The organism is Actinotignum timonense, from assembly GCF_030216305.1.
In the GTDB taxonomy this organism is placed as follows: domain Bacteria; phylum Actinomycetota; class Actinomycetes; order Actinomycetales; family Actinomycetaceae; genus Actinotignum; species Actinotignum timonense_A.
Genome location: NZ_JASOKT010000011.1, coordinates 38,123 through 52,446, shown reverse-complemented (window position 1 = coordinate 52,446; position 14,324 = coordinate 38,123). Strand labels below are relative to the sequence as shown.

At 62.9% G+C, this 14,324-nt stretch carries 15 protein-coding genes; all 15 read right to left on the bottom strand.

Annotation, left to right across the window (positions count from 1 at the left end):
* Positions 1-7 precede the first annotated feature (7 nt).
* Positions 8-940, bottom strand: coding sequence for a F0F1 ATP synthase subunit gamma (locus QP305_RS06580; protein ID WP_126134870.1), 933 nt, complete (start codon positions 938-940; stop codon positions 8-10).
* Between the two features lie 3 nt (positions 941-943).
* Positions 944-2,569, bottom strand: coding sequence for a F0F1 ATP synthase subunit alpha (gene atpA / locus QP305_RS06575; protein WP_126134869.1), 1,626 nt, complete (start codon positions 2,567-2,569; stop codon positions 944-946).
* A gap of 9 nt (positions 2,570-2,578) precedes the next feature.
* Positions 2,579-3,418, bottom strand: coding sequence for a F0F1 ATP synthase subunit delta (locus tag QP305_RS06570; protein WP_274732435.1), 840 nt, complete (start codon positions 3,416-3,418; stop codon positions 2,579-2,581).
* Complete coding sequence (gene atpF / locus QP305_RS06565) at positions 3,418-3,948, bottom strand: F0F1 ATP synthase subunit B (protein WP_016441729.1); 531 nt, start codon at positions 3,946-3,948, stop codon at positions 3,418-3,420. The genes QP305_RS06570 and atpF overlap by 1 nt, the downstream gene beginning before the upstream one ends.
* A 3-nt stretch (positions 3,949-3,951) precedes the next feature.
* Positions 3,952-4,170 carry an ATP synthase F0 subunit C gene (gene atpE / locus QP305_RS06560; RefSeq protein WP_016441730.1) on the bottom strand — a complete coding sequence of 73 codons (219 nt, stop codon included), beginning with the start codon at positions 4,168-4,170 and terminating at the stop codon, positions 3,952-3,954.
* A 23-nt stretch (positions 4,171-4,193) separates the two neighbouring features.
* Complete coding sequence (atpB, locus tag QP305_RS06555) at positions 4,194-5,012, bottom strand: F0F1 ATP synthase subunit A (RefSeq protein WP_016441731.1); 819 nt, start codon at positions 5,010-5,012, stop codon at positions 4,194-4,196.
* 221 nt (positions 5,013-5,233) lie between these two features.
* The gene (locus QP305_RS06550; RefSeq protein WP_274732434.1) at positions 5,234-5,653 is read right to left on the bottom strand and encodes a hypothetical protein; all 420 of its coding nucleotides are present in this window, start codon (positions 5,651-5,653) and stop codon (positions 5,234-5,236) included.
* Positions 5,650-6,852 (bottom strand): glycosyltransferase family 4 protein, encoded by a 1,203-nt coding sequence (locus QP305_RS06545; protein ID WP_126134866.1) that lies wholly within the window; start codon positions 6,850-6,852, stop codon positions 5,650-5,652. Before QP305_RS06545 ends, QP305_RS06550 begins: the two co-directional genes overlap by 4 nt.
* Before the next feature lie 78 nt (positions 6,853-6,930).
* The gene (locus QP305_RS06540) at positions 6,931-7,527 is read right to left on the bottom strand and encodes an L-threonylcarbamoyladenylate synthase (protein ID WP_274732433.1); all 597 of its coding nucleotides are present in this window, start codon (positions 7,525-7,527) and stop codon (positions 6,931-6,933) included.
* The gene (prmC, locus tag QP305_RS06535) at positions 7,514-8,431 is read right to left on the bottom strand and encodes a peptide chain release factor N(5)-glutamine methyltransferase (RefSeq protein WP_274732432.1); all 918 of its coding nucleotides are present in this window, start codon (positions 8,429-8,431) and stop codon (positions 7,514-7,516) included. Before prmC ends, QP305_RS06540 begins: the two co-directional genes overlap by 14 nt.
* Positions 8,432-8,447: 16 nt before the next feature.
* Entirely contained in the window at positions 8,448-9,554 is a 1,107-nt protein-coding gene (gene prfA, locus QP305_RS06530; RefSeq protein WP_087069881.1) for a peptide chain release factor 1, read from the bottom strand.
* Between the two features lie 124 nt (positions 9,555-9,678).
* The gene (gene rpmE / locus QP305_RS06525; protein ID WP_016441737.1) at positions 9,679-9,891 is read right to left on the bottom strand and encodes a 50S ribosomal protein L31; all 213 of its coding nucleotides are present in this window, start codon (positions 9,889-9,891) and stop codon (positions 9,679-9,681) included.
* 196 nt (positions 9,892-10,087) lie between these two features.
* Positions 10,088-12,040 (bottom strand): transcription termination factor Rho, encoded by a 1,953-nt coding sequence (gene rho / locus QP305_RS06520; protein WP_274732431.1) that lies wholly within the window; start codon positions 12,038-12,040, stop codon positions 10,088-10,090.
* A 98-nt stretch (positions 12,041-12,138) separates the two neighbouring features.
* On the bottom strand, positions 12,139-13,023 hold the full coding sequence (gene thrB / locus QP305_RS06515) for a homoserine kinase (RefSeq protein WP_274732430.1): 885 nt from the start codon (positions 13,021-13,023) through the stop codon (positions 12,139-12,141).
* A complete protein-coding gene (locus tag QP305_RS06510; RefSeq protein ID WP_274732429.1) occupies positions 13,023-14,309 on the bottom strand; it encodes a homoserine dehydrogenase in 1,287 nt (428 codons plus the stop codon). Before QP305_RS06510 ends, thrB begins: the two co-directional genes overlap by 1 nt.
* Positions 14,310-14,324 lie beyond the last annotated feature (15 nt).

The window sequence follows — 14,324 nt, the reverse complement described above, 5'->3', positions numbered from 1 at the left end:
AAGCGCGTTATCCGTTACTTAGTGCATCGGCACCGGAGACGATTTCAGTGATCTCGGTGGTGATCTCAGCCTGGCGCGCGTTATTGGCGAGCCGGGTGTACTTCTCAATAAGTTCAGCAGCGTTGTCGGTAGCCGCGTGCATCGCCTGCTGGCGCGAAGCGAGTTCGGAGGCCGCAGCCATGAGAAGAATCGAGGAGATACGTTTGCGAACATACATGGGCACGAGCGCTTCGAAAACGTCGTGCGCTGAGGGTTCGAAATCGTAGAGCGGTTCGGTTTCTTCCGTGCCGCCGCCCGAGAATTCCGATCCGGTATCCTCCAGATCGCCTTCCCCGTAGTCCACAATGGCGAGCGGAAGCATGTGGCGCACCTGCACCACCTGGCTCACCATCGATTGGAAACGGGTGTAGACCACGTGGACTTCGGCAACGCCGCCTTCTTCCGGCGCGGCGGTGAAAGCCTCGAGGAGAGTGCGCGCGATTTCATCGGATTGCTCCGGATCGGGCTTATCCGAGGTGCCGCTCCACTCCCCAGCGATATTCACGCCGCGGAATTTGAAGTACTGCAGGCCGCGCCGACCGGTCACGTAGAGCACCGGATCCTTACCTTCGGCACGCAGATTCTCCACGGTGCGTTCCGCTTCGCGCAGTACATTGGCCGAATAGGCTCCCGCCATGCCGCGGTCGGAAGTCACCACAAGTACCGCTACCCGATTGGTATCGGTACGCTCGCGCATCAGCGGGTGCTGGGCGTCAAAGTCGTGGCGCCCCACCAGCCCGAGCGCGCGGGTTACCGCCCGCGCGTAGGGGTCCAGTTCCTGCGCCTCCCGGCGCGCCGAGCCGATACGCGAGGCCGCAATGAGCTCCATCGCGCGGAACACCTTTTGCAAGGTGCTCGTCGCACGAATTTTGCTCTTGTAAATCCTCTGTTCGCCGGCCATCGATTAACCCTTCGTCGGCCGCGCGAGAGTTTCACGGGCCTGCTCGGCCGGGACATCCTCTTCCCCACCCGCGGGCAGGTTTTCGGCGGTGCGGTAGGACTCCGTAAAGGCGCTTACCGTGGCTTCGAGTTCGGCTTCGAGATCCTTATCCATCTCACCGGTAGTGGCAATGGTTTCCAGCACCGAGGAGTTGTGCCGTACGTAGTCGAGCATGCGTGCTTCCCAATCGTGCACCTTCTCCACCGGGACATCATCGAGATAGCCCTTCGAGCCGGCCCAGACCGAAACTACCTGTTCCTCAATGGGGTACGGGGTGTACTGCGGTTGTTTGAGCAGCTCCATGAGGCGCTCACCGCGGGTGAGCTGCTGGCGGGTGGCCGGATCAAGATCCGAGGCAAACATCGCGAAGGCCGCCTGGGAGCGGTACTGGGCCAGGGTGATCTTCAGGGTACCGGCAACCTTCTTCATCGCCTTGATCTGCGCATCGCCACCCACGCGGGACACCGAGATGCCCACGTCCACGGCCGGGCGCTGATTGGAGTTGAAGAGGTCGGACTGCAAGAAGATCTGACCGTCGGTAATGGAAATAACGTTGGTCGGAATATAGGCCGAGACGTCATTCGCCTTGGTTTCCACAATCGGAAGGCCGGTCATGGAACCTCCACCCAGCTCATCGGAGAGCTTGGCGCAGCGTTCCAGCAGGCGCGAATGCAGGTAGAAAACGTCGCCCGGGTAGGCTTCACGCCCCGGCGGGCGGCGCAGCAGCAAGGACACGGCTCGGTAGGCTTCCGCCTGCTTAGAAAGATCGTCAAAGACGATAAGCACGTGCTTACCTTCGTACATCCAGTGCTGGCCGATAGCCGAACCGGTGTAGGGGGCCAGGTACTTAAAGCCCGCCGGATCGGATGCCGGGGAGGCCACGATGGTGGTGTACTCCAACGCGCCGTAGCGCGCCAGGGTGCCGCGCACCGAAGCGATGGTGGAGCCCTTCTGGCCGATGGCCACGTAAATGCAGCGCACCTGCTTGGAAGGATCCCCGGTTTCCCAGTTCTTGCGCTGGTTGAGGATGGTGTCAATCGCGAGGGCGGTTTTACCCGTCTGGCGGTCCCCGATGATGAGCTGGCGCTGGCCGCGCCCAATCGGGGTCATCGAGTCAATAGCCTTGATACCGGTTTCTAGCGGTTCGTGCACCGATTTACGCATCATCACGCCGGGAGCCTGCAGCTCCAGGGCACGCCGGCCGCTGAGATTCTCAATTTCACCCAGGCCGTCAATCGGCTTACCGAGCGGATCCACCGTGCGGCCGAGGTATCCGTCGCCCACCGGGACGGAGAGCACCTCACCGCTGCGGCGCACTTCCTGGCCTTCTTCAATATTGGAGAAGTCACCGAGAACCACAACGCCGATTTCCCGCTCTTCCAGGTTCATCGCCAGTCCGCGGGTGCCATCCTCAAAAACGAGAAGTTCATTGGCCATCGCACCGGGCAGGCCGGCCACGCGGGCGATGCCGTCCGCCGTCATGGTGACGTGACCAACTTGCTCACTCTCGGACTGCTCCGGCGTGTAGCTACGCACGAAGTTATCGAGCGCTGCCCGAATCTCTTCGGGCTGGATTGTCAGATCAGCCATTCTTTTTCCTTACCTGTTGCTCGCCGGTGCCGCCGGCATGGCCGCGACTTTATCGCGTACATCTTTAATTCTGGACTGCAGCGTCGCGTCAATAACATCCGAACCGTGCTGGATACGCATGCCGCCCACTACAGTCGGATCTACCGACACGTGGATCGAAACTTCGGTTCCGTACATCGCGGTCAGGGCGCGCTGGAGGCGTTCCTCTTGGTTCGCCGTGAGCGGCTGGGCCACCAGCACCGATACTCCGGAAACATCGCCCAAATCCGCTGCCTGGACCGCGTACTCCATGAGCGAGGCGGCCAGGGTCATCTCCCGCACTCGCGCGAGGGCGCGGTGCGCGAGTACCCGGGTTTCCTCCCGAATATTCGGAACCACCCGATCAAAGAGCGCCGCGCGTTCCTCCGCGGAGTACTCCTCGCGGGAGAGCGTGATGCGCAGATCGGGAGTTTCTTTAAGGGTACGCATAAGCTGGTAGAGCTCATCTTCGACGCCGGAGAGCACCCCGGCGCCACGCGCCCGGACCAATACAGCGTGTGCGCCGAGGGTATCCACGGTCGTGACGAGATCAGCGTCCTCCGTCCACGTCCGCCCCGCTACCGCGCGCAGCACCGTAAGAACCGGTGCGCTCACGTGGGCGGCGAAAATGGCACCTGCCAGGCTTTCCCGTGCCACACCAGCCCGGGTGGTATCCGCGAGGGTTCCACGCAGGGAAGGGGAGGCATTGATGGCGTCTGCAGCGGCGAAAAGTTCGCGCGCCAAGTCAATTTCCTGGCCGGGATATTCCTGAAGCAGGGCGTCCCACTCGGCGGTGACCGCGGCGGCGGATTGCTTACTCGTGGACCGCATTACGCCCCCGTTCGCGCCTGCTCCTCGAGATTATCGAGGAACGAATCGACGACGCCCTGATTCACACTCGGATCGAGGCGAATCTGCTCACCCACGATACGACCGGCCAGCTGCGAAGCCATAGTGCCCAGATCCGCGCGGAGAATCCGCGCGGCGGCGTCGGTATCAGCCTTAATCTGAACCTGAGCCGCGGCGGAAATGCGCCGCGCTTCTTCGCCGGCTTCCCGGCGTGCACGCTCGATAATATCGGAGGCATTGGACTGTGCCTGGGCGCGGATATCCGCGGCTTCGCGCACCGCGGCGTCCTTTTCGGACTGGATGGTGGCACGTTCTTGAGCCACTTCCTCGCGGGCGCGCTCGGCAGCGAGCAAACCTTCTTCGATTTTCTCCCGCCGCTCATCAAGCATCTTCGTCAGCGTCGGCCAGGCGAATTTATACACCGCGATGGCGACGATGAGGAAAGATACCGTGCCCCACAGCAGATCCGGAATGGCCGGAATGATAACACTGTGTTCTTCAGCGAGATACATTGCTTAAGCTCCGAACACGAAGCCCGCGGCGAAGCCGATCAGGCCGAGTGCTTCGGTAAAGGCGATGGACAGGAACATATTGACACGCAGGTAGCCGCGGATCTCGGGCTGGCGTGCGGTAGCTTCCTGGTTCTTCGCACCGATGAGGCCGACGCCGATGCCGGGGCCGATAGCCGCGAGACCGTAACCGATGGTCGCGAGAACTGCTGCAGATCCAGTCATGGGATTGTCCTTTTCTTGTTGTTTTAGTGGGCGGAAATAGAAAGTTGGATATACGCGGCGGTGAGCAGGGCGAAGATATACGCCTGCAGGCACGCCACGAAAAGTTCAAAGACGGTGAAGAGGATACCTGCCACCAGGGTGACCGTACCCAGGCCGATACCGAGGCCCCCGCCCATGGAGAAGTAGAGCGCGTGGGTGCCCAGGAAGCAGAGCACGAGCAGCATATGCCCGGAAAGCATATTGGCCAAGAGACGAACCGTCAGGGTGACGGGCCGAATAATGAAGGTAGAAAGCAACTCAATGGGCGTCATGATGATGTAAATCGGCCAGGGCACCCCGGGCGGGAAGAGTTGTTCCTTGAAGAAGGTACCCGCCCCGCGTTCTTTCATACCCGCAATAATGAAAGCCACGTACGCCACCACGGCGTAAATGAGCGGCATACCAATAACCGACGTACCCGCGAGCTGCAAGCCCGGGATAACGCCGGTCAGGTTCATAAAGAGAGTACCGAGGAAAATGGTGGCGAGCAGGGGCTGGTACTTCCGTGCCTGCCCTTCAAGAATTTCTTCACCGATCTGCACCCGCGAGAAGTCCAGCAGGGATTCCATCGCAGCCTGCGCACGACCCGGAATGAGCTTGGCGCGCTTGGCATAGATAACGCAGAAAACCAGAAGAACTAAAGCCGCAAGAAGACGAATCACCATCACGCGATTCATCTCAAATGGCGTGCCGGCGAAGAAGATGGGGGCGGGGAAGAATTCCTCAACTCCCGGGGCGTGGAACCCGTCGTTCTCCATCGGCAGGCCGAGCATGCTCAGATTCGCGAACGAACCGACTGCCATGCGCTCACCCTCTCCATCGAATCTTTCCGCGGCGGGAACCCCGCCTGAACGGCACTGCTAACCTATCTTAGCGTGGAAATCACAATTGTCATCACCGCGCGGCCTTGAACTTTGCCGCCGTGAACAGTGGTCTACGTTACTCTTACCGCCTCTGCGCGGCTAGGACTAAGCGCCCTGTTCCCGAATATACCCGCGAAACGCGGCCTGGCATCCCGGGTGGCTCACGATGCGGTCGCACGAAGATCCGCGCGCACTACCACCCACGATTGCACCGCGAGCGCACAGATAATGAGCCCGGCAAGCGCCAGCGCCGCGGTTCCCACCGGCGCGGCGGTCAAAGCCCGCACCGCCCCGAGACCGCCTAACACCACCACAAGTTTGACCGCGTAGCTAGCCAGGGCCCATCCGCTCCCGCCGGGCAGGTAACGCGCACTGCCCCAGGTCACCACCTGGAGGATAAACGCAATGAGGGTGGCCCATCCCACGGCGCAGGCGTGCTCACCTTGACCGGCAAGCAGGCACATCGCTATCCCGATTATTCCGACGACGACGCATCCGAGCGTTGCGCTCAGCTGGGCACGGCGCAGCACGCGCGCGGCGCCTCCGCTCGGGGCGGCCCCCCACCCGGATTGGGCCCTCATTGATGCTCCTCCGCTTCCTGCACCGGCTCTGTTTCCCGCGCCTGCTCAATCATGGAAACAGGCGCATCTCCGGCATTCTCCTCCGGGATTCGCTCCCCGCGCGCCGCCGAGCTGCGCCGTCGGCCAAACATCCCGAAGGTGACCACGCAACCAAGCACCACCCCCGCCGCACCGATCAGGGCGACGTGCCGGGCGGGTAGCACAATAAGCAACATGCAGCTGAAGGAGAAAATAGCCGTCCACAGATAGAGAATGAGCACGGTGCCGGTATGCGAATGGCCCAGGCGTAGCAGGCGGTGGTGGAGGTGGCCGGCGTCGGCGTGGAAAGGGGACTGCCCGCGGGCCAAGCGCCGGGTGACGGCCCAGATGAAATCAGAGAGGGGCAGCACCACCACGGCGAGGGCCAGCAGCAGCGGCAAATACGCCGGGAGCGCGTAGCCGAGGGAGGTGGATTGCGGATCGATCTGCCCGGTGACCTGGATAGCCGAGGCGGCCAGCACCATGCCGAGCATAAGCGCGCCCGAATCACCCATAAAGATACGAGCCGGGTGGAAATTATGCGGCAGAATCCCGGCGCACATCCCCACCGTGGCCGCCGCGGCGGCGCAGGCCACCGAGGTGTAATCCCCCGGGGTGGCATTGCGGGTAAGAATATAGGAATAAATAAAGAAAGCCAGGGAGGCAATCCCCACGATCCCGGCGGCCAGCCCGTCCAGCCCGTCCATAAAATTCACGGCGTTCACCGTGATGACCACCATAAGGATGGTGAAGAAAATCGATAGGCGGGTGGAGCCCACGGTCAGCCCCATAAAGGGCAGCGTGACGAATTGGACGCCCTGCCAGGCCATGACCCCAGCGGCCAGCACTTCGCCGGCCAGTTTCGTCATCCAATCGAGTTCCCAGATATCGTCGATGGCACCCACCAGGCACATAAGCCCGGCGCCCAGCCAAATCGCCCAGGCTTGGGAGGCGGGCCCGAGCACCCGGTGCAGGTAGGGGATCTGCGAGGCAATGGCGAACGAGGCCGAAAATCCCAAGAACATCGCCACCCCGCCCAATCGCGGGATGGGCACGGTGTGGATATCGCGTTCGCGCACCTGCGTCATGGCGCCCACGCGCAGCGCCAGGCGCAGAATCGCGGGAACCAGGAAGTAAGTGATGGCGCAGCTGAGCACCATCATGAGCAGGTAGACGCGCATGCTCTCTCCTTCCTAGTGCTGTTGCCGTTCAGTCTAGCCGGCCCGCACCGTGCTTCCGTGCGGCGCCGCCGCATCGCTTCAGCCCAGCGGCACGATGGCGGCGATATCCTCATCAGCAATAGCGCCGTGGCGCAGAATCTGCGCCCGCTCCCCCGCGAAGCTCACAATGGTGGACGGCACCCCGCCCGGTGCGGTGCCCCCGTCCAGGTACACCGCGACTTTCTCTCCCAGCTGCGCGCGGGCCTGCGCGGCGGTGCGGGCCGGGGCGTGCTCGGTAAGATTCGCGGAGGAAACGGCTAGCGGGCCGGTGCGGCGCAGCAGCTCCAGAGCGAGCGGATGATCGGGCATGCGCAGCGCCACGGTTCCGTGGGTTTCGCCCAGGTCCCAGCCGATGCTGTTATTCGCGGGGAGGATGAGGGTGAGAGCCCCGGGCCAGTACGCCGCGGCGAGTGCGCGGGCGCCGGCCGGGATGGCGGAAGTCAAACGGGCGGCGTCGTCCATCGAAGCGACGAGCACCGGGGAAGGCTTATCGCGCCCGCGGCCTTTCGCGGTGAGGAGCCGGGTGACAGCCGCGCGCGAAAACGCATCCGCGCCCAGGCCGTAAACGGTATCGGTTGGGAGAACCACGAGCTCGCCGCGCGCGAGGGCGGCTACCGCGGCATCACAGGTGTCCATATTCTGCCTCCAAAAAACGTTCTCGCCCAGCCAGGTCCCGGCCGGTTGCCACCCGGGTGAAACCCTGCGTCCGAGCGTATTCGCGCAGGGGCGCGCTCTGCGTCTCGGCGTGTTCGAGAACGAGGATACCCCCGCCCCGCAGTAGCTGCGCCGCGCGCGCCACGAAAAGCCTGGGCAGGTCCAGGCCGTCCGCTCCCCCACCCCACAGGGCCCGCGCCGGATCGGCCCGCACTTCTGCGCTCACGGGCGTATCGGGTGGAATATAGGGAGGATTAGCGACGACGACGTCGACCGCGTGGTCCAGTTCGGGAAGCGGCTCAGTCACATCGTGGTGCAGAAAAGTAACGGGCGAGCCGTAGCGGGCATTATTGGTGGTGGCCAGGTGCAAGGCCCGGGGATCTGTATCGACGCCGATCACCCGGACAGCGGGGACTTCGGTAGCGATACTCAAGGCAATGGCCCCGCTGCCGGTGCCAAGATCGACAACAAGGGGGCCTGCCTGCTGCCCGGCGGCGCCGTTCCGCGCCGCCGCTGCGCCGTCGTTCCCCCTGGCGGTACCGTTCCCGCGGGTATGCGCGGCTACGCACGCCCGCGCGGCCGCGATGGCGCGTTCGGCTACGATCTCAGTTTCCGGGCGCACAATAAGCGCATCGGGGGTGGATACCAGCTCGAGGTAGCGGAAATACATCCGCCCGGTAATATGCTGAAGTGGCTCGCGCGCGGCGCGGCGGGCCAGATACCGGGTGAAAAGTTCGCGCTGCGCCGGAGGCGGGGTGGTGCGCGGATCGGGGCGCTTCCCGGCGGCCGCTTCGGCCAGCCAGCGGGCATCGGCGGCCGGCGAATCTACCCCGGCCGCGGTGAGCTGCGCGGTGGCACCTGCCAGCAATTCCGCCCAGGTGGTCATAGCGCTCGGCTACCTTCTACTTTTCTTCCGCGGCTTCCATACGAGCCGCTTCATCCATAATCCGGGCCGAATCGATGACGGCATCCAAGTCCCCATCGAGAACCGCGTCGAGATTATGGGCCTTGTAGCCGGTGCGGTGATCGGAAATACGATTTTCCGGGAAATTATAGGTGCGGATGCGCTCGGAGCGGTCCAGGGTACGCACCTGAGAATGGCGCAATTCCGCGTTTTCAGCGGCCTGTTGATCCAGCTGGAGCTGACGCAACCGGGCACGCAGCACCCGCATAGCGGATTCACGATTTTGGATCTGCGATTTTTCATCCTGCATGGAGACCACAATCCCGGTGGGAAGGTGGGTAATACGCACCGCCGAATCGGTGGTGTTCACGGACTGCCCGCCCGGCCCCGAGGAACGGTACACGTCAATCCGCAGGTCATTCGCGGCGATTTCCACTTCGCCCGGGTCATCCACTTCCGCGAAAACAAGCACCCCTGCGGTGGAGGTCTGGATGCGCCCTTGGGATTCGGTTACGGGTACGCGCTGCACCCGGTGGACCCCGCCTTCGTACTTGAGGTGGGCCCAGACGCCTTCGGAAGGATCCTCAAGCTGCCCACGGGAACGGATGGCAACCTCGAGGTCCTTATAGCCACCCAGCTCGGTTTGGTTGGCACCCAGCACTTCCCAACTCCATCCCTTAGAGGTGGCGTAGCGTTCGTACATGCGGGCCAGGTCCCCCGCGAAGAGGGCGGATTCTTCCCCGCCGGCCCCACCTTTGATCTCCATAATGACATCGCGGGCGTCGTCTTCATCGCGGGGAATAAGGACTTCCGTGAGTTCCTGGGAGGCAGCTTCGTAGCGTTCTTCCATTCCGGGAAGTTCGGGGCGGAAGAGTTCAGCATCTTCCCCGCCCTGGGAGATGATTTCCTTAGCTTCGGTGAGGTCCTGTTCGGCCTGCAGGAAACGCCGGTACACGCGTACCACCCGCCCGAGTTCGGCATAGCGCCGCCCGAGTGAACGCAATTTATCCGGGGAGGAGAGAACTTCCGGGCTAGCCATATCCGCTTCGATTTTTTCAAATTCAGCGAGATGGTGCTCGGCAACCTCACGACGTGTATCAGCCATAACGAGGACCTTTCTTCACGCGCGCCCAGCGCGTGCCCTGCCGCCACCGGAGAGTGGCGACCCTACCGACAATAGTGCAAAAAGAAAAGGAGCGCCCTTGCGGTGACGCTCCTTTCCGTGGCGCTTACTTCTTGCGCTTGCCGTAGCGTGCCTCGAAGCGAGCCACGCGCCCACCGGTATCCAGGATCTTCTGCTTGCCGGTGTAGAACGGGTGGCAGTTATTGCACACTTCCACGCGCATATGGTCACCGTTGTAGGTGGAACGGGTGGTGAACTCATTACCGCAGGTGCAGGTCACGGAGACCTCGTGGTAATCGGGATGGATTCCCTGCTTCATTATCTCTCCTTGGTTCGTAGCTGCCCCCGGGTCCGAGCACGGTTCTCCATATCACGGTGAACCGGGAGCCGACAGAAAATTATGGCACGGGCGGGCCGGCCGAGACAAGGTACCGTGCGCGTATCACATCACTATTGTGCGCCACGCGCTCGGTACCCGGCCACCCGGCCGGTTCCTCCCGCCGTTTTTATTCGGCTTATTCGCCGCGCGATCCTTGCATGGAACGCATAATCGACACGAGGAATTCCGCGTTATTTTCGGTATTCCGCATCCGCTTGAGCACGAAGTCCGCCGCTTCATCCACTCCGAGAGTTCCCAGGGCCCGGCGCAGCTGCCAGATGACCTTGAGTTCTTCGGGCTTGTAGAGCATTTCTTCGCGGCGGGTACCCGAGGCGTTGATATCGATCGCCGGGAAGATACGCCGATCCGCGAGCTGGCGCGAGAGGCGCAGCTCCATATTGCCGGTGCCCTTGAATTCTTCGAAAATAACTTCGTCCATCTTCGATCCGGTTTCCACCAGCGCGGAAGCGATAATCGTGAGCGAGCCACCATTTTCGATATTGCGCGCCGCACCGAAGAACTTCTTGGGCGGGTAGAGCGCCGCGGCATCCACACCACCGGAAAGGATACGCCCCGAAGCCGGTGCCGCGAGGTTGTAGGCACGCGAAAGGCGGGTGAGGGAATCGAGAAGAACCACCACATCCTGACCGAGTTCCACCAGGCGCTTGGCGCGCTCAATAGCCAGTTCGGAGACGATAGTGTGATCCGAAGCCGGGCGGTCAAAGGTGGAAGCAATCACTTCGCCCTTGACGATGCGACGCATATCCGTCACTTCTTCGGGGCGTTCATCCACGAGAACCACCATGATATGAACCTCGGGATCATTCGCGGCAATCGCCTTGGCGATCTGCTGCATAATCATGGTTTTCCCGGCCTTCGGCGGGGAAACAATGAGGCCGCGCTGGCCCTTGCCAATGGGGGCAACCAAATCGATGGCGCGGGTAGACAGGCCCTTGCGTTCGGTTTCCAGGCGCAAAATCTCATCCGGGTAGACCGGGGTGAGCTTATTAAAGTCCGGGCGGCGCGCTGCTTCAGCTGCGGGCAGGGAGTTAATAGTATCCACCTGGACGAGCTGGTTACCGGACCGGTTATTGTTTTGATTATTGTAACGACGGCGCGGATTACGCTTGTTATTGCGGTTATTATGCGAGGAATTATCCTCATCGTGCTGGCGAATAGCACCCACCACGGCATCCCCGCGGCGCAGACCGTACTGGCGCACCAGCGCGGTGGAAATCTGCGCGTCATTGGGGCCGGGCAGGTAGCCGCCGGTGCGCAGCACCATCTGGTTACCCTGGGTATCCACAATGCCAGCGACGGGAACGAGGGTATCCTCCGCCTGGCGCTTACCGGCCGGGATCTCCTGGCGTTCTTCACGTTCGGGCTTCGCAGCCGGGGCGGCATCCTCCACCTCGTGATCCGCGCGATCAGTACGTTCGGCGCGTTCCGAGGTGCGCCGGGAGCGGCGGGCTTCTTCGTGTTCCTCACCGCGCCGGTTGCGCTTGCGACGGCGGCGCTCCGAGGTGGTGTCATGGTGGTCACCAGCGCGGCGTTCCGCGGCATCGCCAATGGCATCCAGGGCCGCGAGGGTGTTTTCATCACTGAGGGAATCGGAACGGCGGGCAGTCGAGGCAGCTTCCTGCTTCGGTTCGGGCAGATCGATATGCACCGGTTCGCGGTGATCCCGGCGCACCCGGCGCCGCACTTTACGTTCCTCACGATCATCGTGGCCGGCGGTACTGGGCGCCGCCACCGGTGCGGCATCAGCACTGGCGGCACTTACCGCGTGGGTGCGGGTGGCTGCTTCCGCGGCGGTGGACACCGATGCGGCTTCATCCGCGCTTTCCTTCTTCGCTGCGGGCTTTGCCGTGGTGGCAGCAGCGGGCTTTTCGCGTGTCTTCTTGATATTAGCGAGGCTATCTTCCTTGCGGGGCCGCCCGCGCCGCGCGGGGCGAACTTCGCGAATGGCCGCGAGCAGGTCCGCCTTCTTAGCTTTCGGGTCAATGTCCAGGCCGAGTTCTTCGGCGAGCGCGCGCAGCTGCGGCACCCGCATCGTTGAGATTGCGCCTGATGTTGGGGTTTCCGTCACGAGGTTCCTTCCTCGGAATTCAGGGGTTGTTAACGCACTTATGACAATTTCAAGTACGTGGGAAATAACCGGTATAAGAACGTCGGTTAGACCTTAGTCTACACCAGATAGGCGCCCCGTGTGGACATTCCAGCGGTATTCACCGTAAATCCACGCCGCTGCATCATAGAAACTGTGTCAGCGTCAAGGCGTGAAAATACTAGCACGGATGGGCCCGCACCGGAAATAACGGCCGGGAACCCGGCCGCGCGCAGTGCCCGCACCGCGTCCGCGGAGGCCGGCATCGCCCCGGCGCGATAGTCCTGGTGGAGGCGATCCTCGGTGGCCTGCCACAGCAAATCGGGGTAGTGCTCCAGGGCAAGGGTGAGCATGGCGGTGCGCGACGCATTAAAAGCGGCATCTGCGTGCGGAACGGTATCCGGCAACGCGGCCCGCGCCTTTTCGGTCAGGAGCTGTTCACCGGGAATAAGGAGGGTGGTGTCCACCGCGGTGGGGATACGCGCCGCCCGGGCCTGCGTTCCTTCCATCCATGTAACGACGGCGCCCCCGAAAATCGCCGGTGCGGCATTATCGGGGTGCCCTTCAAATTCGGTGGCGAGGGAGAGGAGCACGCCGTCGTCGAATATATCGGGGCGATCTACCAGGCCGCGCACTAACAGTAAGCCGGCCACCACGGCCGCCGCGGAAGAACCGAGGCCGCGCCCCTGCGGAATTGCGTTAACGCAGTGCAGTTCAAAACCGACGCCGGGCAGGGCCGCCGCCTCAAAACCGCGGCGCAGAGCCCGTACGATGAGGTGATCTTCACCGGTGGGAAGAACATCCGCGCCTTCCCCTTCGATACTCACCCGGGTAGCGCCGGTGGTGAGGCGCACGCTCACCTCGTCCCAGAGGTTATGCGCCATGCCCATGCAGTCGAAGCCGGGACCGAGATTGCCGGAGGTCGCCGGGACCCGCACCCGCGCTTCGGAGGTGGCGATACGCATTAGGCCACCTCCACCCGCACGAAGCTCGCGGTGCGTACGGTTGCCAGACCCGCGGCGGCGGAGAGATCCGCAATGGTTGCTTCCACATCGGCTTGGAGGGCTTCGTGGGTGGTAACCGTGAGGCGGCACAGGTGATCCGCGGTGGGCGATTCTTGGCTCACCCCGCTAATGGAAACATTATGGCGGGCAAAAGTCCCGGTAACTTCGCTGAGAACACCCACGTGATCGGCCACGTCCATGCTCAACTGGAAGCGCGAACGCGCCTGGGAAGGGGGCAGAATCGGCAGCTCGCCGTACGCCAGTTCGCGCGGAGCCAGCCCACCGTGCACGCGGTGATGCGCGGCGGCCACCAGATCGGAAAGCACCGCGGTGGCGGTGGGGTTCCCGCCGGCACCCGGCCCGTAGAACATGAGCCGATCCGCGGCTTCGCCCTCCACCACAATGGCGTTATAGGCGCCGTGTACGGTAGCGAGCGGATGCTGGGCGGGAATGAGGGTGGGGCCCACGTACAATTCAATGCCGTCCGCGCGCCGCTTGGCGGAGGCCACCAGCTTGACCACGTAGCCGCCACGCCCGGCCGAGGCAATCATATCCGGGGTGATATCGCGGATTCCGTGGGTGTGCACATCCGAAAGCTGGACGCGGGTGTGGAAAGCGAGAGAAGCCAGGATGGCGCATTTCGCCGCGGCGTCGTACCCGTCCACATCGGCGCTCGGATCAGCTTCGGCGTAGCCGAGCTCCTGCGCCTTCTTCACCGCGGCATCGAAACTTTCCCCGTTGGTGGTCATTTCGTCAAGGATGTAATTGGTGGTGCCGTTGACGATTCCGAGGATATGGGTAACGCGGTCCCCGGCGAGGGATTCGCGCAGCCCGTAAACCACCGGGACGGCCCCGCCCACCGCGGCTTCGTAATAGAGGTCGACGCCGGCACGCGCCGCGGCGTCGTACAATTCTGGACCGTGTTCGGCCAGCAGCGCCTTATTTCCGGTGACCACCGAGGCACCGGCGGCAAAAGCGGCCAAAATATATTCGCGCGCCGGTTCGATGCCGCCCATGAGTTCAATAACAATATCCGCCTGGGCAATAATGGCGTGGGCATCGGTTGTGAGCAGCGTGCGATCAATGGCCGGATCGCGCGGGGCCTCCAGGTTGCGCACCGCAATTCCGATCACGCGCAGGCGCGCCCCGGCTCGCAGGTTAAATTCTTCCGCATTGGCTTGCAGCAGGCGGACGACGGCGCTTCCCACCGTCCCCGCCCCCAGCAGGGCAACCTTGACTTCCTTCACGCCTACTCCTTATCT

Bases quoted from the DNA above. Each gene is read 5' to 3' on its own strand.
- QP305_RS06580 (WP_126134870.1), bottom strand. From the start codon at position 940: ATGGCCGGCGAACAGAGGATTTACAAGAGCAAAATTCGTGCGACGAGC.
- atpA (WP_126134869.1), bottom strand. From the start codon at position 2,569: ATGGCTGATCTGACAATCCAGCCCGAAGAGATTCGGGCAGCGCTCGAT.
- QP305_RS06570 (WP_274732435.1), bottom strand. From the start codon at position 3,418: ATGCGGTCCACGAGTAAGCAATCCGCCGCCGCGGTCACCGCCGAGTGG.
- atpF (WP_016441729.1), bottom strand. From the start codon at position 3,948: ATGTATCTCGCTGAAGAACACAGTGTTATCATTCCGGCCATTCCGGAT.
- atpE (WP_016441730.1), bottom strand. From the start codon at position 4,170: ATGACTGGATCTGCAGCAGTTCTCGCGACCATCGGTTACGGTCTCGCG.
- atpB (WP_016441731.1), bottom strand. From the start codon at position 5,012: ATGGCAGTCGGTTCGTTCGCGAATCTGAGCATGCTCGGCCTGCCGATG.
- QP305_RS06550 (WP_274732434.1), bottom strand. From the start codon at position 5,653: ATGAGGGCCCAATCCGGGTGGGGGGCCGCCCCGAGCGGAGGCGCCGCG.
- QP305_RS06545 (WP_126134866.1), bottom strand. From the start codon at position 6,852: ATGCGCGTCTACCTGCTCATGATGGTGCTCAGCTGCGCCATCACTTAC.
- QP305_RS06540 (WP_274732433.1), bottom strand. From the start codon at position 7,527: ATGGACACCTGTGATGCCGCGGTAGCCGCCCTCGCGCGCGGCGAGCTC.
- prmC (WP_274732432.1), bottom strand. From the start codon at position 8,431: ATGACCACCTGGGCGGAATTGCTGGCAGGTGCCACCGCGCAGCTCACC.
- prfA (WP_087069881.1), bottom strand. From the start codon at position 9,554: ATGGCTGATACACGTCGTGAGGTTGCCGAGCACCATCTCGCTGAATTT.
- rpmE (WP_016441737.1), bottom strand. From the start codon at position 9,891: ATGAAGCAGGGAATCCATCCCGATTACCACGAGGTCTCCGTGACCTGC.
- thrB (WP_274732430.1), bottom strand. From the start codon at position 13,023: ATGCGTATCGCCACCTCCGAAGCGCGGGTGCGGGTCCCGGCGACCTCC.